Source organism: Pantoea sp. B566 (assembly GCF_024793925.1).
In the GTDB taxonomy this organism is placed as follows: domain Bacteria; phylum Pseudomonadota; class Gammaproteobacteria; order Enterobacterales; family Enterobacteriaceae; genus Pantoea; species Pantoea ananatis.
Window position 1 is genome coordinate 3761605 of the sequence record NZ_JANUQL010000003.1, and the last position, 25428, is coordinate 3787032.

Annotated in this window: 22 protein-coding genes, 4 tRNA genes and 3 rRNA genes; 16 read left to right on the plus strand and 13 right to left on the minus strand. The window is 52.5% G+C overall.

Translation table 11 applies throughout. The annotated features are described in order from the left end of the window. Positions 1-65: 65 nt before the first annotated feature. The 4 genes from NYE92_RS19055 to NYE92_RS19070 are packed head-to-tail and all read left to right on the plus strand — an operon-like array spanning position 66 to position 4292. A complete protein-coding gene (locus NYE92_RS19055; RefSeq protein WP_259019351.1) occupies positions 66-2210 on the plus strand; it encodes a lysine decarboxylase LdcC in 2145 nt (714 codons plus the stop codon). A 29-nt stretch (positions 2211-2239) separates the two neighbouring features. Then, complete coding sequence (locus NYE92_RS19060; protein WP_013024703.1) at positions 2240-2629, plus strand: VOC family protein; 390 nt, start codon at positions 2240-2242, stop codon at positions 2627-2629. A gap of 47 nt (positions 2630-2676) precedes the next feature. Next, a complete protein-coding gene (gene tilS, locus NYE92_RS19065) occupies positions 2677-3984 on the plus strand; it encodes a tRNA lysidine(34) synthetase TilS (RefSeq protein WP_014592972.1) in 1308 nt (435 codons plus the stop codon). Then, positions 3984-4292, plus strand: a complete 309-nt coding sequence (locus tag NYE92_RS19070) for a cytochrome c (RefSeq protein ID WP_210494705.1) — start codon at positions 3984-3986, stop codon at positions 4290-4292. The genes tilS and NYE92_RS19070 overlap by 1 nt, the downstream gene beginning before the upstream one ends. A 37-nt stretch (positions 4293-4329) precedes the next feature. On the opposite strand, the gene rof is transcribed toward NYE92_RS19070, so the two are convergent. Both rof and NYE92_RS19080 read right to left on the minus strand, forming a co-directional pair. Beyond that, on the minus strand, positions 4330-4590 hold the full coding sequence (gene rof / locus NYE92_RS19075) for a Rho-binding antiterminator (RefSeq protein WP_013024706.1): 261 nt from the start codon (positions 4588-4590) through the stop codon (positions 4330-4332). Then, positions 4577-4777, minus strand: a complete 201-nt coding sequence (locus NYE92_RS19080; RefSeq protein WP_014606545.1) for a YaeP family protein — start codon at positions 4775-4777, stop codon at positions 4577-4579. Before NYE92_RS19080 ends, rof begins: the two co-directional genes overlap by 14 nt. A gap of 217 nt (positions 4778-4994) precedes the next feature. On the opposite strand from NYE92_RS19080, the gene arfB reads away from it, so the two are divergent. Then, positions 4995-5405, plus strand: coding sequence for an alternative ribosome rescue aminoacyl-tRNA hydrolase ArfB (gene arfB / locus NYE92_RS19085; protein WP_013024708.1), 411 nt, complete (start codon positions 4995-4997; stop codon positions 5403-5405). Positions 5406-5522: 117 nt separating this feature from the next. Here the strand turns inward: arfB and proS are convergent, their stop codons facing one another. From proS to metN, 6 genes are all read right to left on the minus strand, one after another. Continuing rightward, the gene (gene proS, locus NYE92_RS19090; RefSeq protein WP_014592973.1) at positions 5523-7241 is read right to left on the minus strand and encodes a proline--tRNA ligase; all 1719 of its coding nucleotides are present in this window, start codon (positions 7239-7241) and stop codon (positions 5523-5525) included. An 88-nt stretch (positions 7242-7329) separates the two neighbouring features. After that, positions 7330-8034 (minus strand): tRNA (N6-threonylcarbamoyladenosine(37)-N6)-methyltransferase TrmO, encoded by a 705-nt coding sequence (gene tsaA, locus NYE92_RS19095; protein ID WP_013024710.1) that lies wholly within the window; start codon positions 8032-8034, stop codon positions 7330-7332. Beyond that, on the minus strand, positions 8031-8429 hold the full coding sequence (gene rcsF, locus NYE92_RS19100; protein WP_015700918.1) for an Rcs stress response system protein RcsF: 399 nt from the start codon (positions 8427-8429) through the stop codon (positions 8031-8033). Before rcsF ends, tsaA begins: the two co-directional genes overlap by 4 nt. A 126-nt stretch (positions 8430-8555) precedes the next feature. Beyond that, positions 8556-9371, minus strand: a complete 816-nt coding sequence (locus NYE92_RS19105) for a MetQ/NlpA family lipoprotein (protein ID WP_014592975.1) — start codon at positions 9369-9371, stop codon at positions 8556-8558. A gap of 29 nt (positions 9372-9400) precedes the next feature. After that, positions 9401-10054, minus strand: a complete 654-nt coding sequence (locus NYE92_RS19110) for a methionine ABC transporter permease MetI (RefSeq protein ID WP_015700917.1) — start codon at positions 10052-10054, stop codon at positions 9401-9403. Continuing rightward, positions 10047-11078 carry a methionine ABC transporter ATP-binding protein MetN gene (gene metN, locus NYE92_RS19115; RefSeq protein ID WP_020693764.1) on the minus strand — a complete coding sequence of 344 codons (1032 nt, stop codon included), beginning with the start codon at positions 11076-11078 and terminating at the stop codon, positions 10047-10049. Before metN ends, NYE92_RS19110 begins: the two co-directional genes overlap by 8 nt. A 188-nt stretch (positions 11079-11266) precedes the next feature. On the opposite strand from metN, the gene gmhB reads away from it, so the two are divergent. The 7 genes from gmhB (at position 11267) to NYE92_RS19150 (ending at position 17923) form a co-directional block, all read left to right on the plus strand. Beyond that, entirely contained in the window at positions 11267-11827 is a 561-nt protein-coding gene (gmhB, locus tag NYE92_RS19120) for a D-glycero-beta-D-manno-heptose 1,7-bisphosphate 7-phosphatase (protein ID WP_014606544.1), read from the plus strand. A 410-nt stretch (positions 11828-12237) separates the two neighbouring features. Further along, positions 12238-13779: ribosomal RNA gene (locus NYE92_RS19125) — 16S ribosomal RNA — on the plus strand. 73 nt (positions 13780-13852) lie between these two features. Further along, positions 13853-13929: transfer RNA gene (locus NYE92_RS19130), tRNA-Ile, on the plus strand. Between the two features lie 148 nt (positions 13930-14077). Further along, a tRNA-Ala gene (locus NYE92_RS19135) sits at positions 14078-14153 on the plus strand. Between the two features lie 205 nt (positions 14154-14358). Then, positions 14359-17266 (plus strand): 23S ribosomal RNA (locus NYE92_RS19140). 229 nt (positions 17267-17495) lie between these two features. Continuing rightward, a 5S ribosomal RNA gene (rrf, locus tag NYE92_RS19145) occupies positions 17496-17611 on the plus strand. The 16S, 23S and 5S rRNA genes sit together here with 3 tRNA genes alongside, the layout of an rRNA operon. A gap of 235 nt (positions 17612-17846) precedes the next feature. Further along, positions 17847-17923: transfer RNA gene (locus NYE92_RS19150), tRNA-Asp, on the plus strand. Positions 17924-18037: 114 nt separating this feature from the next. Here the strand turns inward: NYE92_RS19150 and yafC are convergent. After that, a complete protein-coding gene (gene yafC, locus NYE92_RS19155) occupies positions 18038-18976 on the minus strand; it encodes a DNA-binding transcriptional regulator YafC (RefSeq protein WP_014592977.1) in 939 nt (312 codons plus the stop codon). A 284-nt stretch (positions 18977-19260) separates the two neighbouring features. Here yafC and NYE92_RS19160 point away from each other — a divergent pair, with 284 nt between their 5' ends. Continuing rightward, positions 19261-20052 (plus strand): endonuclease/exonuclease/phosphatase family protein, encoded by a 792-nt coding sequence (locus NYE92_RS19160; RefSeq protein WP_014606543.1) that lies wholly within the window; start codon positions 19261-19263, stop codon positions 20050-20052. A gap of 117 nt (positions 20053-20169) precedes the next feature. Here the strand turns inward: NYE92_RS19160 and mltD are convergent, their stop codons facing one another. Beyond that, positions 20170-21546: a murein transglycosylase D gene (gene mltD / locus NYE92_RS19165; protein ID WP_013024718.1), complete on the minus strand. Its 1377-nt coding sequence runs from the start codon at positions 21544-21546 to the stop codon at positions 20170-20172. Positions 21547-21617: 71 nt separating this feature from the next. Beyond that, entirely contained in the window at positions 21618-22373 is a 756-nt protein-coding gene (gloB, locus tag NYE92_RS19170) for a hydroxyacylglutathione hydrolase (RefSeq protein ID WP_015700915.1), read from the minus strand. Positions 22374-22415: 42 nt separating this feature from the next. On the opposite strand from gloB, the gene NYE92_RS19175 reads away from it, so the two are divergent. Then, entirely contained in the window at positions 22416-23150 is a 735-nt protein-coding gene (locus tag NYE92_RS19175) for a class I SAM-dependent methyltransferase (protein WP_259019352.1), read from the plus strand. On the opposite strand, the gene rnhA is transcribed toward NYE92_RS19175, so the two are convergent. Next, positions 23135-23602 (minus strand): ribonuclease HI, encoded by a 468-nt coding sequence (gene rnhA / locus NYE92_RS19180; RefSeq protein WP_014606540.1) that lies wholly within the window; start codon positions 23600-23602, stop codon positions 23135-23137. The genes NYE92_RS19175 and rnhA overlap by 16 nt on opposite strands. A 53-nt stretch (positions 23603-23655) precedes the next feature. On the opposite strand from rnhA, the gene dnaQ reads away from it, so the two are divergent. Together dnaQ and NYE92_RS19190 are read left to right on the plus strand one after the other, a co-directional pair. Beyond that, positions 23656-24387: a DNA polymerase III subunit epsilon gene (gene dnaQ / locus NYE92_RS19185; RefSeq protein ID WP_014606539.1), complete on the plus strand. Its 732-nt coding sequence runs from the start codon at positions 23656-23658 to the stop codon at positions 24385-24387. 134 nt (positions 24388-24521) lie between these two features. Next, positions 24522-24598, plus strand: a tRNA-Asp gene (locus NYE92_RS19190). 153 nt (positions 24599-24751) lie between these two features. Here NYE92_RS19190 and NYE92_RS19195 read toward each other — a convergent pair. Then, the gene (locus NYE92_RS19195; protein ID WP_019106318.1) at positions 24752-25420 is read right to left on the minus strand and encodes a transaldolase family protein; all 669 of its coding nucleotides are present in this window, start codon (positions 25418-25420) and stop codon (positions 24752-24754) included. Between the last annotated feature and the right edge of the window lie 8 nt (positions 25421-25428).

Here is a 25428-nt window from a genome sequence, read left to right on the forward strand (position 1 = left end):
GACTGCAGTTGAGTGGCATCATTCGCTATGCTTACTTAATGCCTCAACAATCAGGGAGATGTGCATTGAATATTCTGGCGATCATGGGCGCGCATGGCGTGTTTTACAAAGATGAACCCTTGCGCGAACTGGAAGTCGCGCTGAGTCAGCAAGGTTTTCAACTCATCCGGCCGAAAAACAATGACGATCTGCTAAAACTCATTGAACACAATCCCCGTATCAGCGGCGTCATTTTTGACTGGGATGAACACAACAGCCCGGAGCTGTGTGGTGAAATCAATCAGCTTAATGAATACCTGCCGCTGTATGCCTTTATCAATACCCATTCCCAGATGGATATCAGTATCAATGAAATGCGTATGCCGCTGCATTTCTTTGAATATGCGCTGAATGCCGCCGACGATATTGCTCTTCACATCCGACAGTACACAGATGACTACCTCGACAACATCACGCCGCCGTTGACCAAAGCGTTGTTTACCTATGTGAAAGAGGGGAAATACACCTTCTGTACCCCAGGCCATATGGCCGGTACGGCCTTCCAGAAAAGCCCGGTCGGCTGCTTGTTCTATGACTTTTTTGGTGCCAATACGCTGAAGTCGGATATCTCGATTTCGGTAACGGAACTGGGATCGCTGCTGGACCACACAGGGCCGCATCTGGAAGCCGAGGAGTATATCGCCCGCACTTTTGGTGCGGAACAGAGCTACATGGTGACCAACGGCACCTCGACCTCGAATAAAATCGTCGGAATGTATGCTGCCCCGGCAGGCAGCACGATTCTGGTGGACCGCAACTGCCATAAGTCGCTCACGCATCTGTTGATGATGAGCGATTTGATCCCCATCTGGCTCAAGCCAACACGCAACGCATTGGGTATTTTGGGCGGTATTCCGCAAAAAGAGTTCACCCGTGCCAGCATCGAGCAAAAAGTGGCGGTCACGCCGCGCGCCAGTTGGCCGGTACATGCGGTGATTACCAATTCGACCTACGACGGTTTGCTCTACAACACTCAGTACATCAAGCAAACCCTTGAGGTGCCGTCGATCCACTTTGATTCTGCCTGGGTTCCCTATACCAACTTTCATCCCATCTATGAGGGGAAAAGCGGCATGAGCGGTGAGCGGGTGCCGGGTAAAGTCTTCTATGAAACGCAGTCCACCCATAAACTGCTGGCGGCTTTTTCCCAGGCTTCGCTGATTCATATTAAAGGCGACTATGACGAGCAGACGTTTAATGAAGCCTACATGATGCACACCACCACCTCACCGAACTATGCCATCGTCTCATCCATTGAGACAGCGGCGGCGATGCTGCGGGGAAATCCGGGCAAAAGGCTCATTAACCGGTCAGTGGAACGCGCCCTGCATTTCCGTCGTGAGATACAGCGGTTGCGAGAAGAGTGCGACAGCTGGTTTTTTGATATCTGGCAGCCTGAACACGTTGATGAAGCCCAGTGCTGGCCGATACAGCCGGGGGAAGAGGACTGGCACGGATTCACCCAGGCCGATGACCACATGTATCTTGATCCGATCAAGGTAACGATCCTGACACCCGGCATGAGCGAGCTGGGCGTGATGGCGGAAGAGGGCATTCCGGCGGCGCTGGTGGCGAAGTTCCTGGATGAGCGCGGCATCGTGGTTGAAAAAACCGGCCCTTACAATCTGTTATTCCTGTTTAGTATCGGCATTGATAAAACCAAAGCGATGAGCGTGCTGCGAGGGTTAACGGAATTTAAGCGCGCCTACGATCTCAATCTCCGGGTCAAAAATATGTTGCCGGATCTCTATGCGGAGGATCCCGATTTTTATCGCAACATGCGTATTCAGACGCTGGCGCAGGGGATCCACCGTCTTATCCAGCAACATGATTTACCGCAGCTCATGTTGAAGGCGTTTGACGTGTTGCCCGAGATGAAAATGACGCCGCATCAGGCTTTTCAGCAACAGGTGAAGGGCAATATTGAAACCGTGAACATCAATGAGCTGGTGGGCCGCATCTCTGCCAACATGATCCTGCCTTATCCTCCGGGCGTTCCTCTGGTGATGCCTGGTGAAATGATCACAGAACAAAGCCGCGCCGTACTCGACTTCCTGTTAATGCTGTGTAGCATTGGACGCCACTATCCTGGCTTTGAGACGGATATTCACGGCGCGATCCTCACCGAAGAGGGGGAATATCGGGTACGTGTGCTGAAACAGGCCGGCTAACAGGACGTCATGTTTAACAGGAAGCAACGATGCTACAGCTAACGCACATCCATCATATCGCGATCATTGCATCAGACTATTCGCGCAGCAAAGCGTTTTACTGCGACATTCTGGGGTTTGAACTGCAAAGCGAACACTATCGTGAAGCGCGTGATTCGTGGAAAGGGGATCTGGCACTGAACGGTCAGTATACGATTGAGCTGTTTTCGTTTCCCAAACCGCCCGCACGCGTCAGTCAACCGGAAGCCTGTGGCCTGCGTCATCTGGCCTTCAGCGTGCCGGACGTTGAAGCGGCGATGCGCTATCTGGCAACGCAGGGCGTGATATGTGAAGCGATCCGCATCGATGAGCTAACCGGAAAGCCCTGCACGTTCTTTGCCGATCCGGATGGTTTGCCGCTGGAACTCTATCAGGCGTAAAATGGCGGCTTTGGGCGACTCCACTGGCCGCGGTATGGATTGAGAACATGTCTGATTTTGACGCACTGTTAAAGGAAAATGACGCGCTGGTCGTGGCGTTCAGCGGTGGTCTGGATTCTACCGTTCTGCTTCATCAACTGCGGGCCTGGCAGCAAGCGCGCCCGCGGTCACGGCTGCGTGCGCTGCATGTGCATCATGGCCTCAGTCCGAATGCCGATAGCTGGGCAGCGCACTGCCTGTGCCTGTGCGAACGGTGGCAGATTCCTTGTGAAGTCCTGCGTGTGCAGGTAACGGATCAGGGACAAGGCATTGAAGCGGCAGCGCGGCAGGTGCGCTATCAGGCTCTGGGGCAGGCGCTGTGCGCGGATGAAAAGCTGCTAACCGCGCAGCATCTGGACGATCAGTGTGAAACGCTGCTCCTGGCGCTGAAACGCGGCAGCGGCCCGGCGGGCCTGGCGGCCATGCCGGCGGCGGCGACATTTGCCGGACATGCCTTACTCAGACCCTTGTTAAACCATTCCCGCCTGAGCCTGGAGCAGTACGCCAAGGCGCATCAACTGGTCTGGGTTGAAGATGAAAGCAATCAGGATCAGCGCTATGACCGAAACTTTCTGCGTCAGCAGCTGTTGCCGACGCTTCTGCGCCGCTGGCCGCATTTTGCCGAGGCGTCGGCGCGCAGTGCCGCTTTGTGTGGCGAGCAGGAGCAACTGCTGGATGAGTTACTGGCTGAGCCGCTTAGCGAGCTTATTCAACCCGACGGTAGCCTGTGCTTCACACCTTTGCTGACCATGAGTGAGGTAAAAGGCAACGCCCTGCTGCGCCGCTGGCTGGCCGCTCAGGGCGAGAAAATGCCGTCGCGCGAAGCATTACGTCGAATCCGTCAGGAGATCATGTTGTGCCGTGAAGATGCGCAGCCGCGCCTGAAGCTGGGCAACCACGAGATCCGTCGCTACCGGCAGCAGCTTTACCACTTGCCGCTCAGCGCCTCTTTAGCTGACTGTGAAATCGCCTGGAATGACGTCGAACAACCTCTGCATTTGCCACAAAACCTGGGCGTACTGACGGCCGAAAAAAGCACGAGTACGCTTCGCTGCCCACAACCGCAGGAGCAGGTATTCGTGCGGTTTCACGCAACAGGCTATGTGCATATCGTGAATCGCCCAGGCGGACGAGACATAAAAAAAATCTGGCAGAGGCTGAATATCCCGCCCTGGCAACGCGCGCGCATTCCATTAATTTATTTTAATCAGACGTTGATTTGCGCGCCCGGGCTGTTTGTTACCCGCGAAGGTGCCAGCGAGGATGCCGCTGGCTGGCAAGTCAACTGGCAGAAAACGACGGGAGAGCCGGAATAATGCAACGCATAGCAGCCTTGCTGCTGATAACTGTTTTACCGGTCCACGCCGCAGGCGATGTGAAAGCGGGTGAGCAACGCGCGGCCGCCTGTATGGCCTGCCACGGGGCACAGGGTAAAGCAACCACGCCTCTCTATCCCAATCTGGCTGGCCAAAATGCGGCCTATCTTAACCAGGCATTACATGCCTATAAGAAAGGGGAACGAAGCGGGGGACAGGCTGAAGTCATGAAGGCATTTGTGGCAGGCTTAAATGATGAGGATATGGCGAATTTAGCCGCCTATTACAGTTTGTTGAAACCTGAATGAGGTGGGCGGGAGTGCATCCCGCCCGACGGGAAGTGAATTACTCTTCGCTGACAACAACGGTGCCGAGTTCAGGATGGCTGAAGCTGGCAATGTGATCGAGGCGTAACTCGCGCGTTTCACCGGAAAGGTCAATCGCCAGATATTCAACGTTTTTACGTGAAAGAATATCTTTGGCTTTGGCCTTAAGCTGTTCACCGTCTTTTAACTCCAGCGACAGCATCCAGTTTTTTTGGCAGGCGAGTTCCAGATTATCGTAGTCATCGCAATTGATGGGTTTATAAGCTTCATTCATCAACATAGTCGCTCACCAATAAGTTTGCGGCGGCATAGGCCGCCTGTTCCCTGAGAGAAGCGTTTAGCGCAACATTCGCGGCAATATCATCCAGCGCTTTTAAGGCGCAGCCAATGGCATCGGGTACATATCCCAGATCTCCGCTGCCGATTTCGGCATATTTTTGGCGAACTAACTCACAATATTTTTGCACAGGCACCTCCTCAGCAGAGCAGAAACACTCTGGTTGATTAGCGACTATATCACAGGCATTTCCAGAAAATCAGCCAGGCAAAAACAGGAACCGCGCGCAAATCACTGCTAAAGTAGCTGGCTACGCCGTCTAAGACGACTCAGGATAAAGCACGAAAGGTTCAGTGAATGGATAGCCCGATACAAAAAAACGCGTACTGCACGCAGGCAGGTGACAGATGATTATGCTGTCACGCAACGTTGAGCTGCCGGACAGTGAAATTGAACTGACGGCTATTCGGGCGCAGGGTTCTGGCGGTCAGCATGTGAATAAAACCAGCACCGCCATTCATCTACGTTTCGACATTGCTGCCTCGTCGTTGCCACCGTTCTATAAAGAGCGACTGCTAAATGCCAGCCACCATTTAATTACCGGTGACGGAACCGTGATCATCAAGGCGCAGGAGTACCGGAGTCAGGAGATGAACAGGGAGGCGGCACTGCAGCGGCTGGTCAACCTGATCCGCGAACTTACCACGGTAGAGAAAGTCCGGCGCTCAACACGACCTACGCGCGCCTCGAAAGAGCGCAGGCTGGAAGGCAAGTCACGGCGCAGCAATACCAAAGCGCTGCGCGGTAAGGTGCAATAAGGGGCATGTGCATGGGGCGTTATGACAAGTCAGACAGGGGCAGAATGCGGGAACAAGCCTGATAGCCGCGCGTTATTCAGCAAAAAAAACGCCCCTTAAAGGGGCGTTATAGTGCGGTTACTTGTTAAGCGCGTTAAGCAGAAATTCGACAATCTCATCCTGCTTGATCATCTGCTTCTCACCGGCACGACGGGCTTTATACTCAATCTCCTGATTATCAAGATTGCGATCGCCAATCACGATGGTGTGCGGTACGCCAATCAGCTCCATATCCGCAAACATCACGCCCGGACGCTCTTTACGATCGTCCAGAATCACCTCTACGCCTTTGGCGCGCAGCGTGTTGTACAGCTCTTCCGCTAACTCTTTCACGCGGAACGATTTCTGCATGTTCATCGGCAGAATCGCCACTTCGAACGGCGCCAGCGCAGCAGGCCAGATGATGCCGCGGTCGTCATGGTTCTGCTCGATGGCCGCCGCAACCACGCGGGTGATGCCGATGCCGTAGCAGCCCATGGTCATGATCTGGTTACGACCGTCTTCGCCCTGTACGGAGGCTTTCATCGCTTCAGAGTATTTGGTGCCCAGCTGGAAAATGTGGCCGACTTCGATACCACGTTTAATCTGCAACGTACCTTTGCCATCCGGGCTCAGGTCACCTTCCACGACGTTACGCAGATCGGCTACCTGCGCCATTGGCAGATCGCGTTCCCAGTTGATGCCGAAATAGTGTTTACCCTCAATGTTGGCACCGGCACTAAAATCGCTCATCTTCGCCACGGTACGGTCTGCGATAACTGGCATATTCAGCCCCACTGGGCCGAGCGAGCCAGGACCCGCACCAACCGCTGAGCGGATCTCTTCTTCGGTGGCAAAGGTCAGCGGAGAAGCAACCAGAGGCGATTTCTCTGCCTTGATTTCGTTCAGTTCGTGATCGCCGCGAACCAGCAACGCCACCAACGCGTGACCGCTTTCTTCTGCGCCCTTCACCATCAGGGTTTTCACGGTTTTCTCAATCGGCTGCTGGAACTGGCTCACCAGTTCTGCGATGGTTTTGGTATTCGGCGTATCCACCTCACGCATCTCTTCTGCAGGCGCAGGACGATCGCCCGCGGGCGCGACGGCTTCAGCAAATTCAATGTTGGCGGCGAAGTCAGACGCCGTTGAGAAAATCACGTCATCCTCACCGCTCTGCGCCAGCACCTGGAATTCGTGAGATGCGCTACCACCAATTGAGCCGGTATCAGCCTGCACTGCACGGAAATCCAGCCCCATACGATTGAAAATCTGGCTGTAGGCGCGATACATCGCGTCATAGGTTTCCTGCAGCGATTCCTGAGAAGTATGGAAGGAGTAAGCATCCTTCATGATGAATTCACGCGAACGCATTACGCCAAAGCGCGGGCGCACTTCATCACGGAATTTAGTCTGGATTTGATACAGATTCAGCGGCAGCTGTTTGTAGGAGCTCAGCTCATTACGAATCAGATCGGTGATCACTTCTTCGTGCGTCGGACCGAGCACAAACGGGCGCTCATGGCGATCGGCAACACGCAATAGCTCTGGACCGTACTGTTCCCAGCGACCGCTCTCCTGCCACAGATCGGCGGGTTGCACCACAGGCATTGAAATCTCAATGGCACCGGCATTGTTCATTTCTTCACGGACGATGTTTTCGACCTTTTTTAATACGCGCAGTCCGGTTGGCAGCCAGGTATATAAGCCTGAAGCCAGTTTACGGATCATCCCGGCACGCAGCATCAGCTGGTGGCTGATCACTTCCGCGTCAGAAGGTGTCTCTTTCTGAGTAGAGAGCAGATATTGAGTAGTACGCATTGATTACGATTCCAGTTGATCGGAAATTCACAGACAAAATTTGCTGGCGGCTAGTGTACCAGTGAGATCACTGGCTAAAAAGCGGGTTTTAACGCGGATCGATAGCCACCACTTCCGTCCCTGCGTCATCAATGCGCCAGCGCACGTTAAACTCCATTAGCCAGGCGGCATATTCCCTGTCCTGGATTTCACCTTTACGGTAAGCGGGCCGCGGATCCTGAGCGAGAACGTCGCTGATAAAGCGTGCCAGATGCGGATAGCGGGCGTGCTGTTGCAACTGCTGTTGGGCAAGCGCTGAAAACCGGACCGGCATAGTGCTTTCCGGCGCGGCCTGCGCGAAACCGGCGCGCGCTTCGGGCAGGGCCTCGGCAAAAGGCAGGTAAGGTTTAATATCGACAACCGGCGTACCGTCCACTAAATCCAGGCTGCCCAGTTGCAGAATGACCTGCTGCTTCTCGCAGCGAATGCCTTTGAGCTCAACCAGCGACATGCCGACGGGATTGGGGCGAAAGGTGGAGCGGGTGGCAAAAACGCCCATGCGCGCGTTACCGCCCAGCCGTGGAGGCCGTACGGTAGGGCGCCAGCCGCCTTCCATGGTCTGATGAAAAACAAACAGAATCCAGAGGTGGCTGAAGTCTTCCAGGCCGCGCACGGCATCCGCCTGGTTATAAGGCGGCAAAAGATGCAGTTCGCCGCCGCCGTCCTGTACCAGCCCAGGCTGACGCGGCACGGCGAACTTCTCTTTCCAGGGTGAACGGATCACGCCGATTTGCGCAAAGGCGAATTCACTCATTGACTGGTGACTTTCAACGCCGATCCCTGACAAACAGCCTGACGGTAACAGCCCGGTGTGCTGCTGACGATTTCACATTTATGCAGCAGCACAGCATTGGCTTTCATCTGTGACGCTTTAATCTGCATACGTTTACGTGCGGTAGCGATATTTGGGGGGGAGTTCTGATTGCTCACCTGGCAATCTTCAGCGGACACTTCGCCTAAATCGCGGAAGGGTTTGCTCACCAGATCGGCCGCATCGGTGTAAACCTTAACAGGCGCGGGACGATACGTTGGCTTACGTGTCGGTTCGCTGGATTGCTGCGGATGAGAAGGTGCGCTGCTTATTGGGTGGTACTCTCGAACACACCCTGTCAGCATCAATGCTAACAAGCAGAGCGGTAAAAAACGCATGGCAACATCCTCAAGTTTCAAAAAGTGGCGTTATTGAAACAAGGACACGGATAAATAACAAGTCAGCAAAGCGCAATATCAGTAAGGGCGGCTATAAGCCGCCCTGAGGAGAGATGTAAGGCTAAATTACCAGCCTTTAACCGCACCACCGTTAAAGACTTTATTCGCCGCATCCGCGACCTCGTCAGACTGATAAGCCTGCACGAATTTTTTCACGTTTTCTGCGTCTTTATTGTCCTCACGCGCAACAATCAGGTTCACGTACGGTGAGTCTTTATCTTCAACAAAGATGCCATCTTTTGCCGGTGTCAGGCCGATCTGGCTGGCGTAAGTCGTGTTGATGACCGCCAGTGCGATTTGCTGATCGTCCAGCGAACGTGGCAGCTGTGGCGCTTCCAGCTCAACAATCTTCAGGTGTTTTGGATTCTCAACGATATCCAGTGAGGTTGGCAGCAGGCCCACACCGTCTTTCAGCTTAATCAGGCCCACTTTCTGCAGCAGCAGCAGCGAACGACCAAGGTTAGTTGGGTCATTAGGAATGGCAACCTGCGCGCCGTCCTGCAGTTGGTCGAGTGATTTGATCTTTTTCGAGTAGCCCGCAATCGGATAAACGAAAGAATTACCAACGGATACCAGCTTGTAACCACGATCTTTGATTTGTTGATCCAGATACGGTTTATGCTGGAAGGCATTCACATCAATATCACCTTTGCTCAGTGCTTCGTTAGGCAGCACGTAGTCGTTAAAGGTGACCAGCTCAACATCCAGGCCATACTTGTCTTTAGCGACTTTAGCCGCCGCTTCCGCAACCTGCTGTTCTGCGCCGACAATCACGCCCACTTTAATGTGGTTTGGATCTTTGGCTTTTTGATCGCATCCTGCCAGCGCAATCGCGCCAATTAATGCACCCACAGCGGCAATTTTTTTAAATTTGAAAGACATATCCTTTCCTTAATAGTGATATTGCTTGCTTATTTATGGGACACAGCATGCACGATGCGGTCGCCACAGAATTGTATGAGATACACCAAAACGACTAATAACACTAATACCGTATTCATCACTGTCGCGTTATATCCGATATAACCGTATTGGTAGCCAATCTGTCCCAGACCGCCCGCGCCCACGGCTCCGCCCATTGCAGAGTAGCCGACCAGCGTAATCAACGTGATGGTGGCCGCATTGACGAGGCCGGGCAGGGCTTCGGGCAGCAGCACTTTTCGCACGATTTGCATCGGTGTGGCACCCATGGCGCGTGACGCTTCGATCAGTCCGGTTGGCAGTTCCAGCAGGGCGTTCTCAACCATACGGGCAATAAAGGGAGCCGCACCCACGGTCAGTGGCACAATGGCGGCCTGCAAGCCAATAGAGGTGCCAACAATGATGCGGGTAAACGGAATCATCCAGACCAGCAGGATAATAAAGGGAATAGAGCGGAAGATGTTGACCAGCGCCGACAGCACCCGATACAAACCTTTGTTTTCCAGAATCTGACCCGGACGGGTCACATAGAGCAGGACGCCTACCGGTAATCCCAGTACGAAACCGAAAAAGCCAGAGACAAAGGTCATCATCAACGTTTCCCACACGCCGCGCCCCAGCAACGCAATCATCGCTTCAGACATAACCTAGTACCTCTACTTTTACGTGATGTTCCTGCAGCCACTGAATCGCGGCCTGTGTATCGCTTTCGCTGCCGTGAATTTCCGCCAGCATGATGCCGAACTTCACACCGCCGGCATAATCCATCTGCGCACTAATAATGTTGTTGTTGATATTGAAACGACGCGCGGCTTCAGAGAGTAAAGGTGCATCGACAGACTGCCCGGTGAATTCCATACGCAGTAAGGGCATGCTCTCTGGGCCTGCTTCAGGTGACAGGCGCTGTTGATAATCGTCCGGAATATCCAGGTGCAGCGTTGACTGGATAAACTGTTGTGCCAGCGGCGTTTTAGGATGCGAGAAGACTTCGCTCACGCTGTCCTTTTCAATTAACTCGCCCTGGCTTATCACTGCGACCTGATCGCAGATGCGTTTTACGACATCCATCTCATGCGTAATCAGCAGAATGGTCAGGCCAAGACGACGGTTAATATCTTTGAGCAATTCAAGAATCGAACGGGTTGTTGCCGGATCGAGCGCGCTGGTGGCTTCATCACACAGAAGGACTTTGGGATTGCTTGCCAGCGCACGCGCGATAGCGACGCGCTGTTTCTGACCACCGGAAAGATTGGCTGGCCAGGCGTCGTGTTTATCAGCCAGGCCGACCAGATCCAGCAGCTCGGTCACACGCTTTTTAATTTCCTCACGAGAGAGCTGACCCAGCTCTAACGGCAGCGCAACGTTGCCCGCAACCGTGCGTGAGTTCATCAGGTTAAAGTGCTGGAAAATCATGCCGATCTGACGGCGGGCTTGAGTCAGTTGCCGTTCGCCCAGCGCCGTTAAGTCTGCACCGTCAACCAGCACGCGGCCGGAAGTCGGACGTTCAAGCAGATTCACGCAACGAATGAGCGTGCTTTTACCGGCACCGGATGCACCGATGACGCCATAGATTTGCCCGGCAGGTACGTGCAGGCTGACATTTGATAATGCCTGTATCGATCGCGAACCTTGCTGGAACACTTTGGTAATATTTTCTAATTTAATCATTACGTTATTTATTATCGTCTTGCATTGTCCGTGGTCTGGTGTGCTCTCATCACTGAAAGCATGCATAAGCTGGATGGATGGTAAGGCATCCAGACGTCTAAATCAATGGAAGTGATTCAATCAGACATTCTCCCTTTAATCGCAATCGTGCGATACTGATCGGCAATTTTTATAGCAGGAGTTTTTACGTGACGAATAAAGTCCCGGCCATTTTTCTCGATCGCGATGGCACCCTCAATGTTGATCACGGCTACGTCCACGAAATCGATAATTTCCAGTTTATTGATGGCGTCATTGAAGCATTGCAACAATTAAAGAAGATGGGCTTTGCGTTGGTTGTCGTGACTAACCAGTCTGGTATTGCTCGCGGTATGTTTAGCGAAGATCAGTTTATGCGGCTTACCGAGTGGATGGACTGGTCGCTGGCCGATCGGGATATCGACCTTGATGGGATCTATTTCTGCCCGCACCTTCCCGACGCGACGATTGAAGAATATCGCCAGCAGTGTGACTGCCGTAAGCCTCAGCCCGGAATGTTACTGTCCGCGCAACAAGAGTTGCACATCGATATGGCGGCCTCTTATATGGTGGGTGACAAACTGGAAGATATGCAAGCCGCCGAGGCCGCCGGCGTAGGTAAGAAAGTCCTTGTGCGCAGCGGTAAGCCGGTCACGGCTGAAGGTGAAGCGCTGGCTGACTGGGTAATAAAGAGTCTTGCCGAGTTACCTGCCCGTATTAAAAGCGCGTAAAACAGCCCCTTTGTGCAAATTTCAGACGAACAGCAAAAAAGTTCAAATTTGCACTTGCGCTCTGTGAAAGCTTCCCTATAATGCGCCTCCACTGACACGGCACAACGGCTTACGTAACGCGGTGTTCAGCAGGAGGCTCCCAGGAGTTTCCGCCGGAGAAAAACTTCTGAAAAAGAGGTTGACTCTGAAGGAGGAAAGCGTAATATACGCCACCTCGCGACAGACGGTTAACCCGCTGTTCGCACTGCTCTTTAACAATTTATCAGACAATCTGTGTGGGCACTCGCAGGATTGATATCAGCGTCTCCGGACGTAAAAAATATCAAAGCCTCACGAGTGAACACATAATGAAATTCATTATGACGTTTTACAGATGAGCACCGCTGAACTTGTTTCAGCAAATCAAACTTAAATTGAAGAGTTTGATCATGGCTCAGATTGAACGCTGGCGGCAGGCCTAACACATGCAAGTCGGACGGTAGCACAGAGGAGCTTGCTCCTCGGGTGACGAGTGGCGGACGGGTGAGTAATGTCTGGGGATCTGCCCGATAGAGGGGGATAACCACTGGAAACGGTGGCTAATACCGCATAACGTCGCAAGACCAAAGAGGGGGACCTTCGGGCCTCTCACTATCGGATGAACCCAGATGGGATTAGCTAGTAGGCGGGGTAACGGCCCACCTAGGCGACGATCCCTAGCTGGTCTGAGAGGATGACCAGCCACACTGGAACTGAGACACGGTCCAGACTCCTACGGGAGGCAGCAGTGGGGAATATTGCACAATGGGCGCAAGCCTGATGCAGCCATGCCGCGTGTATGAAGAAGGCCTTCGGGTTGTAAAGTACTTTCAGCGGGGAGGAAGGCGATGTGGTTAATAACCGCGTCGATTGACGTTACCCGCAGAAGAAGCACCGGCTAACTCCGTGCCAGCAGCCGCGGTAATACGGAGGGTGCAAGCGTTAATCGGAATTACTGGGCGTAAAGCGCACGCAGGCGGTCTGTTAAGTCAGATGTGAAATCCCCGGGCTTAACCTGGGAACTGCATTTGAAACTGGCAGGCTTGAGTCTCGTAGAGGGGGGTAGAATTCCAGGTGTAGCGGTGAAATGCGTAGAGATCTGGAGGAATACCGGTGGCGAAGGCGGCCCCCTGGACGAAGACTGACGCTCAGGTGCGAAAGCGTGGGGAGCAAACAGGATTAGATACCCTGGTAGTCCACGCCGTAAACGATGTCGACTTGGAGGTTGTTCCCTTGAGGAGTGGCTTCCGGAGCTAACGCGTTAAGTCGACCGCCTGGGGAGTACGGCCGCAAGGTTAAAACTCAAATGAATTGACGGGGGCCCGCACAAGCGGTGGAGCATGTGGTTTAATTCGATGCAACGCGAAGAACCTTACCTACTCTTGACATCCAGAGAACTTAGCAGAGATGCTTTGGTGCCTTCGGGAACTCTGAGACAGGTGCTGCATGGCTGTCGTCAGCTCGTGTTGTGAAATGTTGGGTTAAGTCCCGCAACGAGCGCAACCCTTATCCTTTGTTGCCAGCGATTCGGTCGGGAACTCAAAGGAGACTGCCGGTGATAAACCGGAGGAAGGTGGGGATGACGTCAAGTCATCATGGCCCTTACGAGTAGGGCTACACACGTGCTACAATGGCGCATACAAAGAGAAGCGACCTCGCGAGAGCAAGCGGACCTCATAAAGTGCGTCGTAGTCCGGATCGGAGTCTGCAACTCGACTCCGTGAAGTCGGAATCGCTAGTAATCGTGGATCAGAATGCCACGGTGAATACGTTCCCGGGCCTTGTACACACCGCCCGTCACACCATGGGAGTGGGTTGCAAAAGAAGTAGGTAGCTTAACCTTCGGGAGGGCGCTTACCACTTTGTGATTCATGACTGGGGTGAAGTCGTAACAAGGTAACCGTAGGGGAACCTGCGGTTGGATCACCTCCTTACCTGAAGATACCTTCCCGCGAAGTGCTCACACAGATTGTCTGATAGAAAGTCACGAGCAGAAAAAACCTCTACAGGCTTGTAGCTCAGGTGGTTAGAGCGCACCCCTGATAAGGGTGAGGTCGGTGGTTCAAGTCCACTCAGGCCTACCAAATTTCTTCTTATGCTGCGTTATGCGCGCGGTCGTTTACAGACGTAAACGTCCCTTCCGCATGCCTTGCCTGAGACGAAATGGCATCCTTCTTGATGAAGGATGTTTACTCGGTTGAGTGGTAGTAGTGGTCTCTGCAGTAACTGTATGGGGCTATAGCTCAGCTGGGAGAGCGCCTGCCTTGCACGCAGGAGGTCAGCGGTTCGATCCCGCTTAGCTCCACCATACTCACTACTGTTTTTTTCTGAAAATACTTCAGAGCGTACCGGCAACGGTGTGCTGCGAAGTATTCTGCTCTTTAACAATCCGGAACAAGCTGAAAATTTGAAACGACACAGGGTCGCATTCTTCCGTAATAAAGAATGATGACAATGTGTTCGAGTCTCTCAAAAGCTCATGACACGCAGCGTAAAACGCCTGTGGGTTGTGAGGTTAAGCGACTAAGCGTACACGGTGGATGCCCTGGCAGTCAGAGGCGATGAAGGGCGTGCTAATCTGCGATAAGCGCCGGTAAGGTGATATGAACCGCTACAACCGGCGATACCCGAATGGGGAAACCCAGTGTGACTCGTCACACTATCATGCAGTGAATACATAGCTGTATGAGGCGAACCGGGGGAACTGAAACATCTAAGTACCCCGAGGAAAAGAAATCAACCGAGATTCCCCCAGTAGCGGCGAGCGAACGGGGAGGAGCCCAGAACCATCATCAGCTTGTGCATCAGTGGAAGCGTCTGGAAAGTCGCAGGGTACAGGGTGATACTCCCGTACACAAAGGTGCACAGGCTGTGAGTTCGATGAGTAAGGCGGGACACGTGGTATCCTGTCTGAATATGGGGGGACCATCCTCCAAGGCTAAATACTCCTGACTGACCGATAGTGAACCAGTACCGTGAGGGAAAGGCGAAAAGAACCCCGGCGAGGGGAGTGAAACAGAACCTGAAACCGTGTACGTACAAGCAGTGGGAGCCTTCTTTATGGGGGTGACTGCGTACCTTTTGTATAATGGGTCAGCGACTTATATTCTGTAGCAAGGTTAACCGTATAGGGGAGCCGCAGGGAAACCGAGTCTTAACTGGGCGTTAAGTTGCAGGGTATAGACCCGAAACCCGGTGATCTAGCCATGGGCAGGTTGAAGGTTGGGTAACACTAACTGGAGGACCGAACCGACTAATGTTGAAAAATTAGCGGATGACCTGTGGCTGGGGGTGAAAGGCCAATCAAACCGGGAGATAGCTGGTTCTCCCCGAAAGCTATTTAGGTAGCGCCTCGTGAATTCATCTCCGGGGGTAGAGCACTGTTTCGGCTAGGGGGCCATCCCGGCTTACCAACCCGATGCAAACTGCGAATACCGGAGAATGTTATCACGGGAGACACACGGCGGGTGCTAACGTCCGTCGTGAAGAGGGAAACAACCCAGACCGCCAGCTAAGGTCCCAAAGTCATGGTTAAGTGGGAAACGATGTGGGAAGGCCCAGACAGCCAGGATGTTGGCTTAGAAGCAGCCATCATTTAAAGAAAGCGTAATAGCTCACTGGTCGAGTCGGCCTGCGCGGAAGATGTAACGGGGCTAAACCATGCACCGAAGCTGCGGCAGCGACGCTTATGCGTTGTTGGGTAGGGGAGCGTTCTGTAAGCCGTCGAAGGTGTGCTGTGAGGCATGCTGGAGGTATCAGAAGTGCGAATGCTGACATAAGTAACGATAAACAAGGTGAAAAACCTTGTCGCCGGAAGACCAAGGGTTCCTGTTCAACGTTAATCGGAGCAGGGTGAGTCGACCCCTAAGGCGAGGCCGAAAGGCGTAGTCGATGGGAAACAGGTTAATATTCCTGTACTTGGTGTTACTGCGAAGGGGGGACGGAGAAGGCTATATCGGCCGGGCGACGGTTGTCCCGGTTTAAGCGTGTAGGTGTGTGTTCCAGGCAAATCCGGTTCACTTTACACTGAGGCGTGACGACGAGGCACTACGGTGCTGAAGTGATAAATGCCCTGCTTCCAGGAAAAGCCTCTAAGCATCAGGTAACACAAAATCGTACCCCAAACCGACACAGGTGGTCAGGTAGAGAATACCAAGGCGCTTGAGAGAACTCGGGTGAAGGAACTAGGCAAAATGGTGCCGTAACTTCGGGAGAAGGCACGCTGGCGCGTAGGTGAAGGGACTTGCTCCCGGAGCTGAAGCCAGTCGAAGATACCAGCTGGCTGCAACTGTTTATTAAAAACACAGCACTGTGCAAACACGAAAGTGGACGTATACGGTGTGACGCCTGCCCGGTGCCGGAAGGTTAATTGATGGGGTTATCCGCAAGGAGAAGCTCTTGATCGAAGCCCCGGTAAACGGCGGCCGTAACTATAACGGTCCTAAGGTAGCGAAATTCCTTGTCGGGTAAGTTCCGACCTGCACGAATGGCGTAATGATGGCCAGGCTGTCTCCACCCGAGACTCAGTGAAATTGAAATCGCTGTGAAGATGCAGTGTACCCGCGGCAAGACGGAAAGACCCCGTGAACCTTTACTACAGCTTGACACTGAACACTGAGCCTTGATGTGTAGGATAGGTGGGAGGCTTTGAAGCGTGGACGCCAGTCTGCGTGGAGCCGACCTTGAAATACCACCCTTTAATGTTTGGTGTTCTAACGTAGGCCCGTAATCCGGGCTGCGGACAGTGTCTGGTGGGTAGTTTGACTGGGGCGGTCTCCTCCCAAAGCGTAACGGAGGAGCACGAAGGTTGGCTAATCCTGGTCGGACATCAGGAGGTTAGTGCAATGGCATAAGCCAGCTTGACTGCGAGAGTGACGGCTCGAGCAGGTGCGAAAGCAGGTCATAGTGATCCGGTGGTTCTGAATGGAAGGGCCATCGCTCAACGGATAAAAGGTACTCCGGGGATAACAGGCTGATACCGCCCAAGAGTTCATATCGACGGCGGTGTTTGGCACCTCGATGTCGGCTCATCACATCCTGGGGCTGAAGTAGGTCCCAAGGGTACGGCTGTTCGCCGTTTAAAGTGGTACGCGAGCTGGGTTTAGAACGTCGTGAGACAGTTCGGTCCCTATCTGCCGTGGGCGCTGGAGAATTGAGGGGGGTTGCTCCTAGTACGAGAGGACCGGAGTGAACGCACCGCTGGTGTCCGGGTTGTCACGCCAGTGGCACTGCCCGGTAGCTAAGTGCGGAAAAGATAAGTGCTGAAAGCATCTAAGCACGAAACTTGCCCCGAGATGAGTTCTCCCTGAGCCTTTAAGGCTCCTGAAGGGACGTTGAAGACGACGACGTTGATAGGCCGGGTGTGTAAGCGCAGCGATGCGTTGAGCTTACCGGTACTAATGACCCGTGAGGCTTAACCTTACAACGCCAGAGGCGTTTTGGTAGAGAGACGACTTGAATTTTCAGCATTGTTTACCGGATAAAGAATTTAGTTCTGTTCTGCGGACGCGAGTCCGAAGGATTTTGCGCTGAGTGCAAGGCGGCAACCGAGACGGGGTGAAGGAGCATACTGAGGTATGTGACTGAGCGGCGCGAGGGAAGCCAGCGCGGCAGCAGCGTGAAAGACGCAGGACGGAGCACAAAGAATTTGCCTGGCGGCTGTAGCGCGGTGGTCCCACCTGACCCCATGCCGAACTCAGAAGTGAAACGCCGTAGCGCCGATGGTAGTGTGGGGTCTCCCCATGCGAGAGTAGGGAACTGCCAGGCATCAAATTGAAGGACCTGCACGTAACCTCGGGCAGTTCACTACTCAGTAGAGTAGGACAAAAGCGAACGCTTTTGAACGCTGCGAAGCAGCAGCCCGAAGGGTGAATCACAGCGTGATTCATAAACTGCCAGGCATCAAATTAAGACCAGTACGCTGGTCATGACCTTACCGGTGACGCGGAAGGGCGATATACCTGATATCAGAACGTTTTTCTGACGTCAGTACAGAATCGGTGGAGCGGTAGTTCAGTTGGTTAGAATACCTGCCTGTCACGCAGGGGGTCGCGGGTTCGAGCCCCGTCCGTTCCGCCACTTAATTGGAAAGCCCTGACTTAACGGTCAGGGCTTTTTCCATTTCTGAGCCAAAATAATTGCCATTACTCTCCCACACGGCAACGTCTCACAGGCTGTAGCGAGCACAGCCCTTCAGGGCTTTATAGAGAGGTGTTGCTGCAAATCGTTTTGCACATGCCAGGGCTGTCTGACCACCCACTCACTGAGAAAATCAATAAAGGCACGCACGCGCTGGGTTACGCCGAGATCGCTGTAATACACGGCGTTAAAGGGCATCTCAACCGGCAAACGCTGATCGGCCATGATCTCCACCAGGCTGCCTTCTTCAATTTCTTTATGCACCATGTAATCTGACAGACAGGCGATACCATTCCCTTCCAGGCAAAGCTGCTTGATGGTCTCTCCGCTATTTGAATCGAGCTCAGAACGAATGCCATAAAGTTCGCCGCCTTCACAGGCCACAGGCCAACGATTAAGGCGCGGTGCATCAATAAAACCAAGACACTGATGATTATCCAGATCGGCCGCCCGCAAAGGTATACCGTGTTTTTTCAAATAGTCGGGAGAGGCAATGAGACGGCGATAGCTGATAAAAAGCAGTCGCGCTCTGAGGCCAGAATCCGTCAGACTGCCTGCCCGAATTGCCACATCGACTTTTCGCTCAATCAGGTTGATAAAGTTTTCAGAAGAAATCAGCGAAAGCGCGATGTCCGGATAGCGTTCCCGAAAGGACTTTATCATCGGCATGATGAGATGCAATATGACTGGCGTAGCTGCGTCTATCCGCAACAGCCCTTTGGGCACATCACGGCTTTCCATCAACTCGTTTTCCGCCGCGGTCATCACCTGAAGAAAATGTTGGACCTGCTGAAAATAACGTTCCCCTTCCTGCGTTAATGCAAGATTGCGGGTCGTTCGCGTAAGTAAGGCCAGCCCCAGCTTAGTTTCCAGCTTCTTAATCGTACGGCTTACGGCAGAGTTGGCCATCTCTAACGTCTCGGCAGCCCGGCTGAAGCTTCCACTTTCAACCACGCTCACAAATACTTTCAGTTCTTCAGACGATGCCTTCATGGTGTCTCTTCACGCCAAATAGCCTGTAGGCCGATAGAACTGTTATTAAAGCACAGCACTGACCTGGCCCCTTGGCGCGAAAGGCTTTTTCCCGATAAGACAGATGATAAATTATGCCGCGCTTGAGCAGACCGGCCCACAAGACAGCGTATCAATACAGCCCGTTATGATTAAAATAAACAGAGTGGGTTTGGAACAATCGGCAGCATCCATTGAAACCGCGTACTAAAATCCCTATAACAGATAAGTCATACGACTTTTTGAACGATTAGCCAGGCGGGAAAGTGCGCAAAAAAACCTACGCGATGAGATATGTAGCCGGACAGCCAGCGGAGAGGATCTTTCCCCCGGGTGCAATGTTTCATCTCGGCCAGGCGCTGCCTCCCGGCGCGCCGCTCCCCGCTCACCCCAATCTTAAAGTGCTGGTATGGAATATCTTTAAACAGCAGCGTGCCGACTGGATGTCCGTACTGGAAGGCTTTGGTAAAGATGCGCATCTGGTTCTGCTCCAGGAAGCGCAAACCACGCCAGAGCTTATCCGGTTTGCGACCAGCAACTATCTGGCGGCCGATCAGGTTCCGGCATTCGTGTTGCCTCAGCATCCCTCTGGCGTGATGACACTGGCTTCCGCTCACCCAGTCTACTGTTGCCCTTTGCGTGAGCGAGAGCCGCTTCTGAGGCTCTCTAAATCGGCTTTAGTCACGGCCTATCCGTTACCCACGGGTGAAACGCTTATGGTAGTCAACATTCATGCCGTAAACTTTAGTCTGGGCGTGGATGTCTACAGTAAACAACTTGGGCCTATTGGCGAACAGATTGTCCACCACCGTGGTCCGGTTATCATGGCTGGCGATTTCAATGCGTGGAGTCGTCAACGGATTAACGCGCTTTACCGGTTTGCTCATCAGATGCAGCTGGAAGAAGTGATGTTCACCGCGGATCATCGACGTAAAGCCTTTGGCCGGCCGTTAGATTTCGTCTTCTATCGCGACATGCACGTTAGTGAGGCGTCAGTGCTGGTGACGCGCGCATCCGATCATAATCCCTTACTGGTCGAATTTAACGCCAGTCGGTGAGGAGAATCGCGGAGAGGCGTTCTGTCAGGAGGAGAGGGCGAAACGCCGGGAGATCATGCAAAGTGCAGAAGAATCGAATAAGAAAAAAGGCTGACATTTGTCAGCCTTTTCAACGTATCAGGTATCTGGCGTTGCGTTATTCTTAACAAACAACGTTAGCTCATCGCCAGGCTGAATATCTTTTGCATTACTCACAACACTGTTCCAGCGCATCACGTCTTTAATATTCACGCCGTGACGACGGGCGATACTGTCAAGAGAATCACCCTTACGAACACGATAGGTGATGCTGTTGCCATTATCCGCCAGGCTCGTGCCGCTCGATCCGACAGTCAGTATCTGACCCGGACGAATGCTGGCACTGCGCAGGTTATTTTGCTGCTTCAGTGTTGCAACGCTGACGCCTAACTTATTGGCAATGCCCGACAGGGTATCGCCGCTTCGCACTTTGTAGCCACCATCATTACTGGCCTTCGCCAGTTGGGTGGGCTGCACTGCAGAGATATCACCGGAAGCCAGTGAATCCCGCAACTGTGCGACGTTAGCTTTCGGCACCATAATGTAGTGTGGCCCATTAGGTGCTGTCGCACCGCCTTTATACCCGGTATTAAAGCTCTTTAACTTTGTGAGCGACATACCGGCCATTTCAGCGGCTTGCGTCAGTTTTATCTGCTGACCCACTTCAACACGTGCCAGTGCACGGTTTTCGTTAGGTGTCGGCAGTTTGATACCGTAACGCTTGTTGTTCTTAAGCAACTCGCTCAAGGCCAACATTTTTGGAACATAAACCGTCGTTTCACGTGGAAGCGAAAGATGCCAGAAGTCGGTAGGCTTACCGCGTGCCTTGTTCTGCTTAATCGCTTTGAGCACGCGTCCTTCGCCACTGTTGTAGGCCGCAACTGTCAGAAGCCAGTCACCACCGAACATGGTATTTAGACGCTGCATCATATCCAGCGCTACTTTGGTTGAAGCGACAACATCGCGACGACCATCGTAGTAACGGTTTTGTTTTAAACCATAGTTTCGACCCGTACTGCCAACAATCTGCCAGATGCCAGCGGCATTTGCAGATGACGTTGCGTGAGGATCAAAAGCGCTCTCCACTATGGGTAGCAGTACTAGTTCCATCGGCATCTTACGTTTCTTAATCTGCTCGACTATCCAGTACATGTACGGCTCTGCCCGTAATGTTACATCGTGGAGATAGCTCTTATTTTTTAAAAACTTTAATTTCTGTTCGCGGATCCGGGGGTTTTCCGGAATCCCCATCTTCAACTCGTCACTAATGAAACTCCAGAGATCACTATCTTCTGCGAGGCCAGTTCCATCTTCCTGCCATCGCGGCGATAAAAGTCGATCACCGTACTTTCCATTTTCACTTTGACCAGCTGAAGACAGACTCTGTGCATGCTGTTCGGGGATATTGGCGTCATTCCGTGATGCCTGACATCCTACCAGCAAGACCGAGGCGAGTAATATCGCTTTAGCCTTCATGTGTGTGTCAATAGTTCGCTTAAAAGACGAGCAACTATACGTGACGGTCCTTCACAACACAACCTGAAAAATCAAAAACGGTCTTTCTTCTCGCGTAGAACGGCAAATGTCTTCCATACAGGCTCTACCTCTGAATCAACGCTCAAAGCATGTTGTAAATCAGGATCTTGCGTTCTGAGAAATAAATTTATCACACGCTCGTGAGCCAGTTTTGTAGGTAAAGTAATGCGATTTTCGGCCCGTAAGTCCTTAATTTTATGGTATTCAGCCGTTATTTGCGGATCGTGGGGTAAAATTGCAGCAGCAAACTTCAGATTGGATAAAGTGTATTCATGTGCACAGCACACCAGGGTATCCTCTGGGAGTTGGTTAAGCTTCTGAAAAGAATCGAACATTTGCTCTGGCGTACCTTCAAATAATCTACCGCAGCCGCCCGAAAACAGAGTGTCACCGCAGAAAAGATAAGGCGAACTGTAATATGAGATATGTCCTAAAGTGTGTCCGGGCGTAGCGATAACCTCGAAAGACAGACCCAGAACGTTGAATTTATCCCCTTCGCTGACCCGAATGGTTGCACCTTTGTCCGCTGTTTCTTGCGGACCATAAACGGCAATGTCAGGAAAATGTTCGCAGAGGGTTTTAACACCGCCTGTGTGGTCATTATGATGATGGGTTAACAAAATCGCTTCAGGCTGCCAGCCGTTAGCTTTGATCTTCTCCAGTACCGGCAGAGCTTCACCGGGATCAACAATCAGGCATTTTCCGTTGTCATCTGTTAACGTCCAGATGTAGTTATCTTGTAATGCAGGAATACTGGTAAGATTCATAGATACCTCTCGCTGGCCGTATAAAAAGGAAAATGGTAAAGCATGAAGCCCGCTAAAACACGCCAAATCCTGAACGCGCCACGCTCATGGCACGATATGCCCTGGGGCGTCTATTTCCGCGATGCGCTTACACAGCAGCTTCAGCCTTACCTGGGAAAGCTGTACGGCTTTCATATGCTTAAGCTTGGCAACCTCAGCGCAGAAATCAATACAGAAAATTGTGCTATCTCACATCAGGTCAGTGTAGGCACTGAAGGGGAACAGCTACAGGTGCTGGCAAATCCGGCACAGCTGCCGTTTGAATCGAAGTCTGTTGATGCCTGTTTACTGGCCCATACGTTATCCTGGAGTCAGGATCCGCACCGGATATTGCGCGAGGTTGATCGCGTTCTGATCGATGACGGCTGGATGATCATCAGTGGTTTTAATCCGTTCAGTCTGCTGGGCATCAGTAAGATGGTGCCGGGCATCCAGCGTAAAGCGCCCTGGAGCAGCCGGATGTTTAGTCAGATGCGATTACTGGACTGGCTGGGCTTACTGAATTACGAACTGGTTTACCGCACGCGTTTCCAGGTGCTGCCCTGGCATCGGCAGGGGGGGAAAATGATCAGCGCCCATCTTCCCGCGTTAGGTTGCCTGAACATTGTTGTGGCGCGTAAACGAAGTTTTCCCCTTACGCCCACCAAGGCGCGGATGAGCCTGAGCAAAAGACAATTGCCCCAGACGGTCAACGCGACGCGCCAGTTCCGACACGTCAAAGATCAGGATTCTGGCTGATAGCCAATATCATCAAAGGCCGGGTTGTTCGCTGCGCTGCGCGCCAGTTCATCACAACGTTCGTTTTCGGGATGGCCGGCATGACCTTTAACCCATTCCCACTGAATCTGGTGTGTGCTGAGCGCGGTATCCAGCCGTTGCCACAAATCGACGTTCTTAACCGGCTTCTTCTCAGCCGTTTTCCAGCCACGCTTTTTCCAGTTGTGTATCCATTGTGTAATACCCTGGCGCACATACTGACTGTCGGTACTTAACACCACATCGCAGGGTTGCGTCAGGGCTTCCAGTGACACGATGGCCGCCATTAACTCCATGCGATTATTGGTCGTCAGGCGATAACCCGCACTGAAGGTTTTTTCATGCTGCCCGTAACGCAAAATTGCGCCATAACCACCGGGGCCCGGGTTGCCGAGACAAGATCCATCGGTGAAAATCTCTACCTGTTTACGCATCTCTGGTAGACTTCCTTCTGACAAAACGCCAAGTCTGACATAAAACGAGGCCTATGAGCACTGCAAATAACCGTCAAATTGTTCTCGATACTGAAACCACCGGTATGAATATGATCGGGGTACATTATGAAGGTCACCGCATCATTGAGATTGGTGCCGTCGAAGTCATTAACCGCCGCCTGACGGGCAATAACTTCCATATGTATCTCAAGCCCGACAGGCTGGTGGATCCTGAAGCGTTTGGCGTTCACGGTATCGCCGATGAATTCCTGCTGGATAAGCCGACCTTCAGCGATATTGCCGATGAGTTTCTCGATTACATCCGCGGTGCGGAGTTGGTGATTCATAACGCGTCGTTTGATATCGGCTTTATGGATTACGAATTCGGTAAACTGCAGCGCGGTATTGAGAAAACCGAAACCTTCTGCAAGATTACCGACAGCCTGGCAATGGCGCGCCGCATGTTTCCCGGCAAGCGCAACAGCCTTGATGCGCTGTGCTCACGTTACGAAATAGATAACAGCAAGCGTACGTTGCACGGCGCACTGCTGGATGCCGAGATACTGGCCGAAGTTTTCTTAACGATGACCGGCGGGCAAACTTCGCTGTCGTTCTCATCGGAAGAGGAACGAGCACGTCAGCAGCAGAGCGAAGGTATTCAGCGTATTGCTCGCCCCAGCTCGGGATTGCGTGTGGTTACCGCCAGCGATGAGGAAGTTAACCAGCATGAGTCCCGGTTAGATCTCATTATGAAGAAGGGCGGCAGCTGTCTGTGGCGCGCCTGAGTCGCAAAGATTTGTGTGTAAAATCAACATTGGGGCGAAAATAGCAGCAAACAGAATGTTGCACGGGGAAAAGCGTTGACGCGTACTCTTGTTGTGATTAATATGCGCCTCGTTCCCGACGGGGAACAAAGCGCGGAGCGGTAGTTCAGTTGGTTAGAATACCTGCCTGTCACGCAGGGGGTCGCGGGTTCGAGCCCCGTCCGTTCCGCCAAATTTCGACGCCATGCTGGTTATCAGCATGGCGTTTTTGCTTTTCTAGCGTCGAAAACTCCGAAACAATTTCCTTTCATTCAGGCAACCAAAGTATTAATGCTGCCAAATAAAAACGTTGTCTCACGCCAGCACGATTAACATCTTCGCACCACTAAATCATTAACTGCAAACGGTTGAACGCCCGATGCCAGTCATGACTGAAATCATCAATGGCATGCTTTGCCAGAGGGGAGTTAAACATTTCGCACATCACATCGACAGGTAAGGTGACAGCCGCCGCGCCAGAGAGCAGGCAGTCCGCTACCTGCGTCGTGTTTTTAAAGCTGGCTGCTAATATCTTGCACTCCATCTTATGCAGTTGAATAAATTGCTGCATATCTGAAACGGCCTGCTTTGCATTGATATTATTATTTTCCATACGGTTGAAATAGGGCGCAATATAATCAGCGCCAGCAAAGGCCGCCAACATCGCCTGTGAGGTAGAGTAAATCGCCGTGCCTAAAGTAGGAATGTTACGTTGTTTCAACTGGGTAATCGCGGCGAGTCCGGCCCGGTCGACGGGGATTTTCACGACCATATTGGCGCACAGCTCATGGAGGTACTGCGCCTCGCGAATAATCGTTGGTGTATCCTTTGCCAGAACCTGAGCAAAGATAAGCTTCTCTTCCCCTAAAATCGTGCGTAGCTCGCTGATTAACTTTGTCAGTTCGACGCCAGATTTGGCGACGAGCGAAGGGTTGGTGGTCACGCCATTAACGGGTAAAACGTTGACCAGATCGTGAATAGCTAACGTATCTGCACTATCGATATACAATTCCATATTCCCTC

What these genes read in the sequence shown, in the direction of transcription:
- NYE92_RS19060 (WP_013024703.1), top strand. Translation starts at nt 2,240, where the DNA reads ATGCTACAGCTAACGCACATCCATCATATCGCGATCATTGCATCAGAC.
- tilS (WP_014592972.1), top strand. Translation starts at nt 2,677, where the DNA reads ATGTCTGATTTTGACGCACTGTTAAAGGAAAATGACGCGCTGGTCGTG.
- NYE92_RS19070 (WP_210494705.1), top strand. Translation starts at nt 3,984, where the DNA reads ATGCAACGCATAGCAGCCTTGCTGCTGATAACTGTTTTACCGGTCCAC.
- rof (WP_013024706.1), bottom strand. Translation starts at nt 4,590, where the DNA reads ATGTTGATGAATGAAGCTTATAAACCCATCAATTGCGATGACTACGAT.
- arfB (WP_013024708.1), top strand. Translation starts at nt 4,995, where the DNA reads ATGATTATGCTGTCACGCAACGTTGAGCTGCCGGACAGTGAAATTGAA.
- proS (WP_014592973.1), bottom strand. Translation starts at nt 7,241, where the DNA reads ATGCGTACTACTCAATATCTGCTCTCTACTCAGAAAGAGACACCTTCT.
- tsaA (WP_013024710.1), bottom strand. Translation starts at nt 8,034, where the DNA reads ATGAGTGAATTCGCCTTTGCGCAAATCGGCGTGATCCGTTCACCCTGG.
- rcsF (WP_015700918.1), bottom strand. Translation starts at nt 8,429, where the DNA reads ATGCGTTTTTTACCGCTCTGCTTGTTAGCATTGATGCTGACAGGGTGT.
- NYE92_RS19105 (WP_014592975.1), bottom strand. Translation starts at nt 9,371, where the DNA reads ATGTCTTTCAAATTTAAAAAAATTGCCGCTGTGGGTGCATTAATTGGC.
- NYE92_RS19110 (WP_015700917.1), bottom strand. Translation starts at nt 10,054, where the DNA reads ATGTCTGAAGCGATGATTGCGTTGCTGGGGCGCGGCGTGTGGGAAACG.
- metN (WP_020693764.1), bottom strand. Translation starts at nt 11,078, where the DNA reads ATGATTAAATTAGAAAATATTACCAAAGTGTTCCAGCAAGGTTCGCGA.
- yafC (WP_014592977.1), bottom strand. Translation starts at nt 18,976, where the DNA reads ATGAAGGCATCGTCTGAAGAACTGAAAGTATTTGTGAGCGTGGTTGAA.
- mltD (WP_013024718.1), bottom strand. Translation starts at nt 21,546, where the DNA reads ATGAAGGCTAAAGCGATATTACTCGCCTCGGTCTTGCTGGTAGGATGT.
- gloB (WP_015700915.1), bottom strand. Translation starts at nt 22,373, where the DNA reads ATGAATCTTACCAGTATTCCTGCATTACAAGATAACTACATCTGGACG.
- NYE92_RS19175 (WP_259019352.1), top strand. Translation starts at nt 22,416, where the DNA reads ATGAAGCCCGCTAAAACACGCCAAATCCTGAACGCGCCACGCTCATGG.
- rnhA (WP_014606540.1), bottom strand. Translation starts at nt 23,602, where the DNA reads ATGCGTAAACAGGTAGAGATTTTCACCGATGGATCTTGTCTCGGCAAC.
- dnaQ (WP_014606539.1), top strand. Translation starts at nt 23,656, where the DNA reads ATGAGCACTGCAAATAACCGTCAAATTGTTCTCGATACTGAAACCACC.
- NYE92_RS19195 (WP_019106318.1), bottom strand. Translation starts at nt 25,420, where the DNA reads ATGGAATTGTATATCGATAGTGCAGATACGTTAGCTATTCACGATCTG.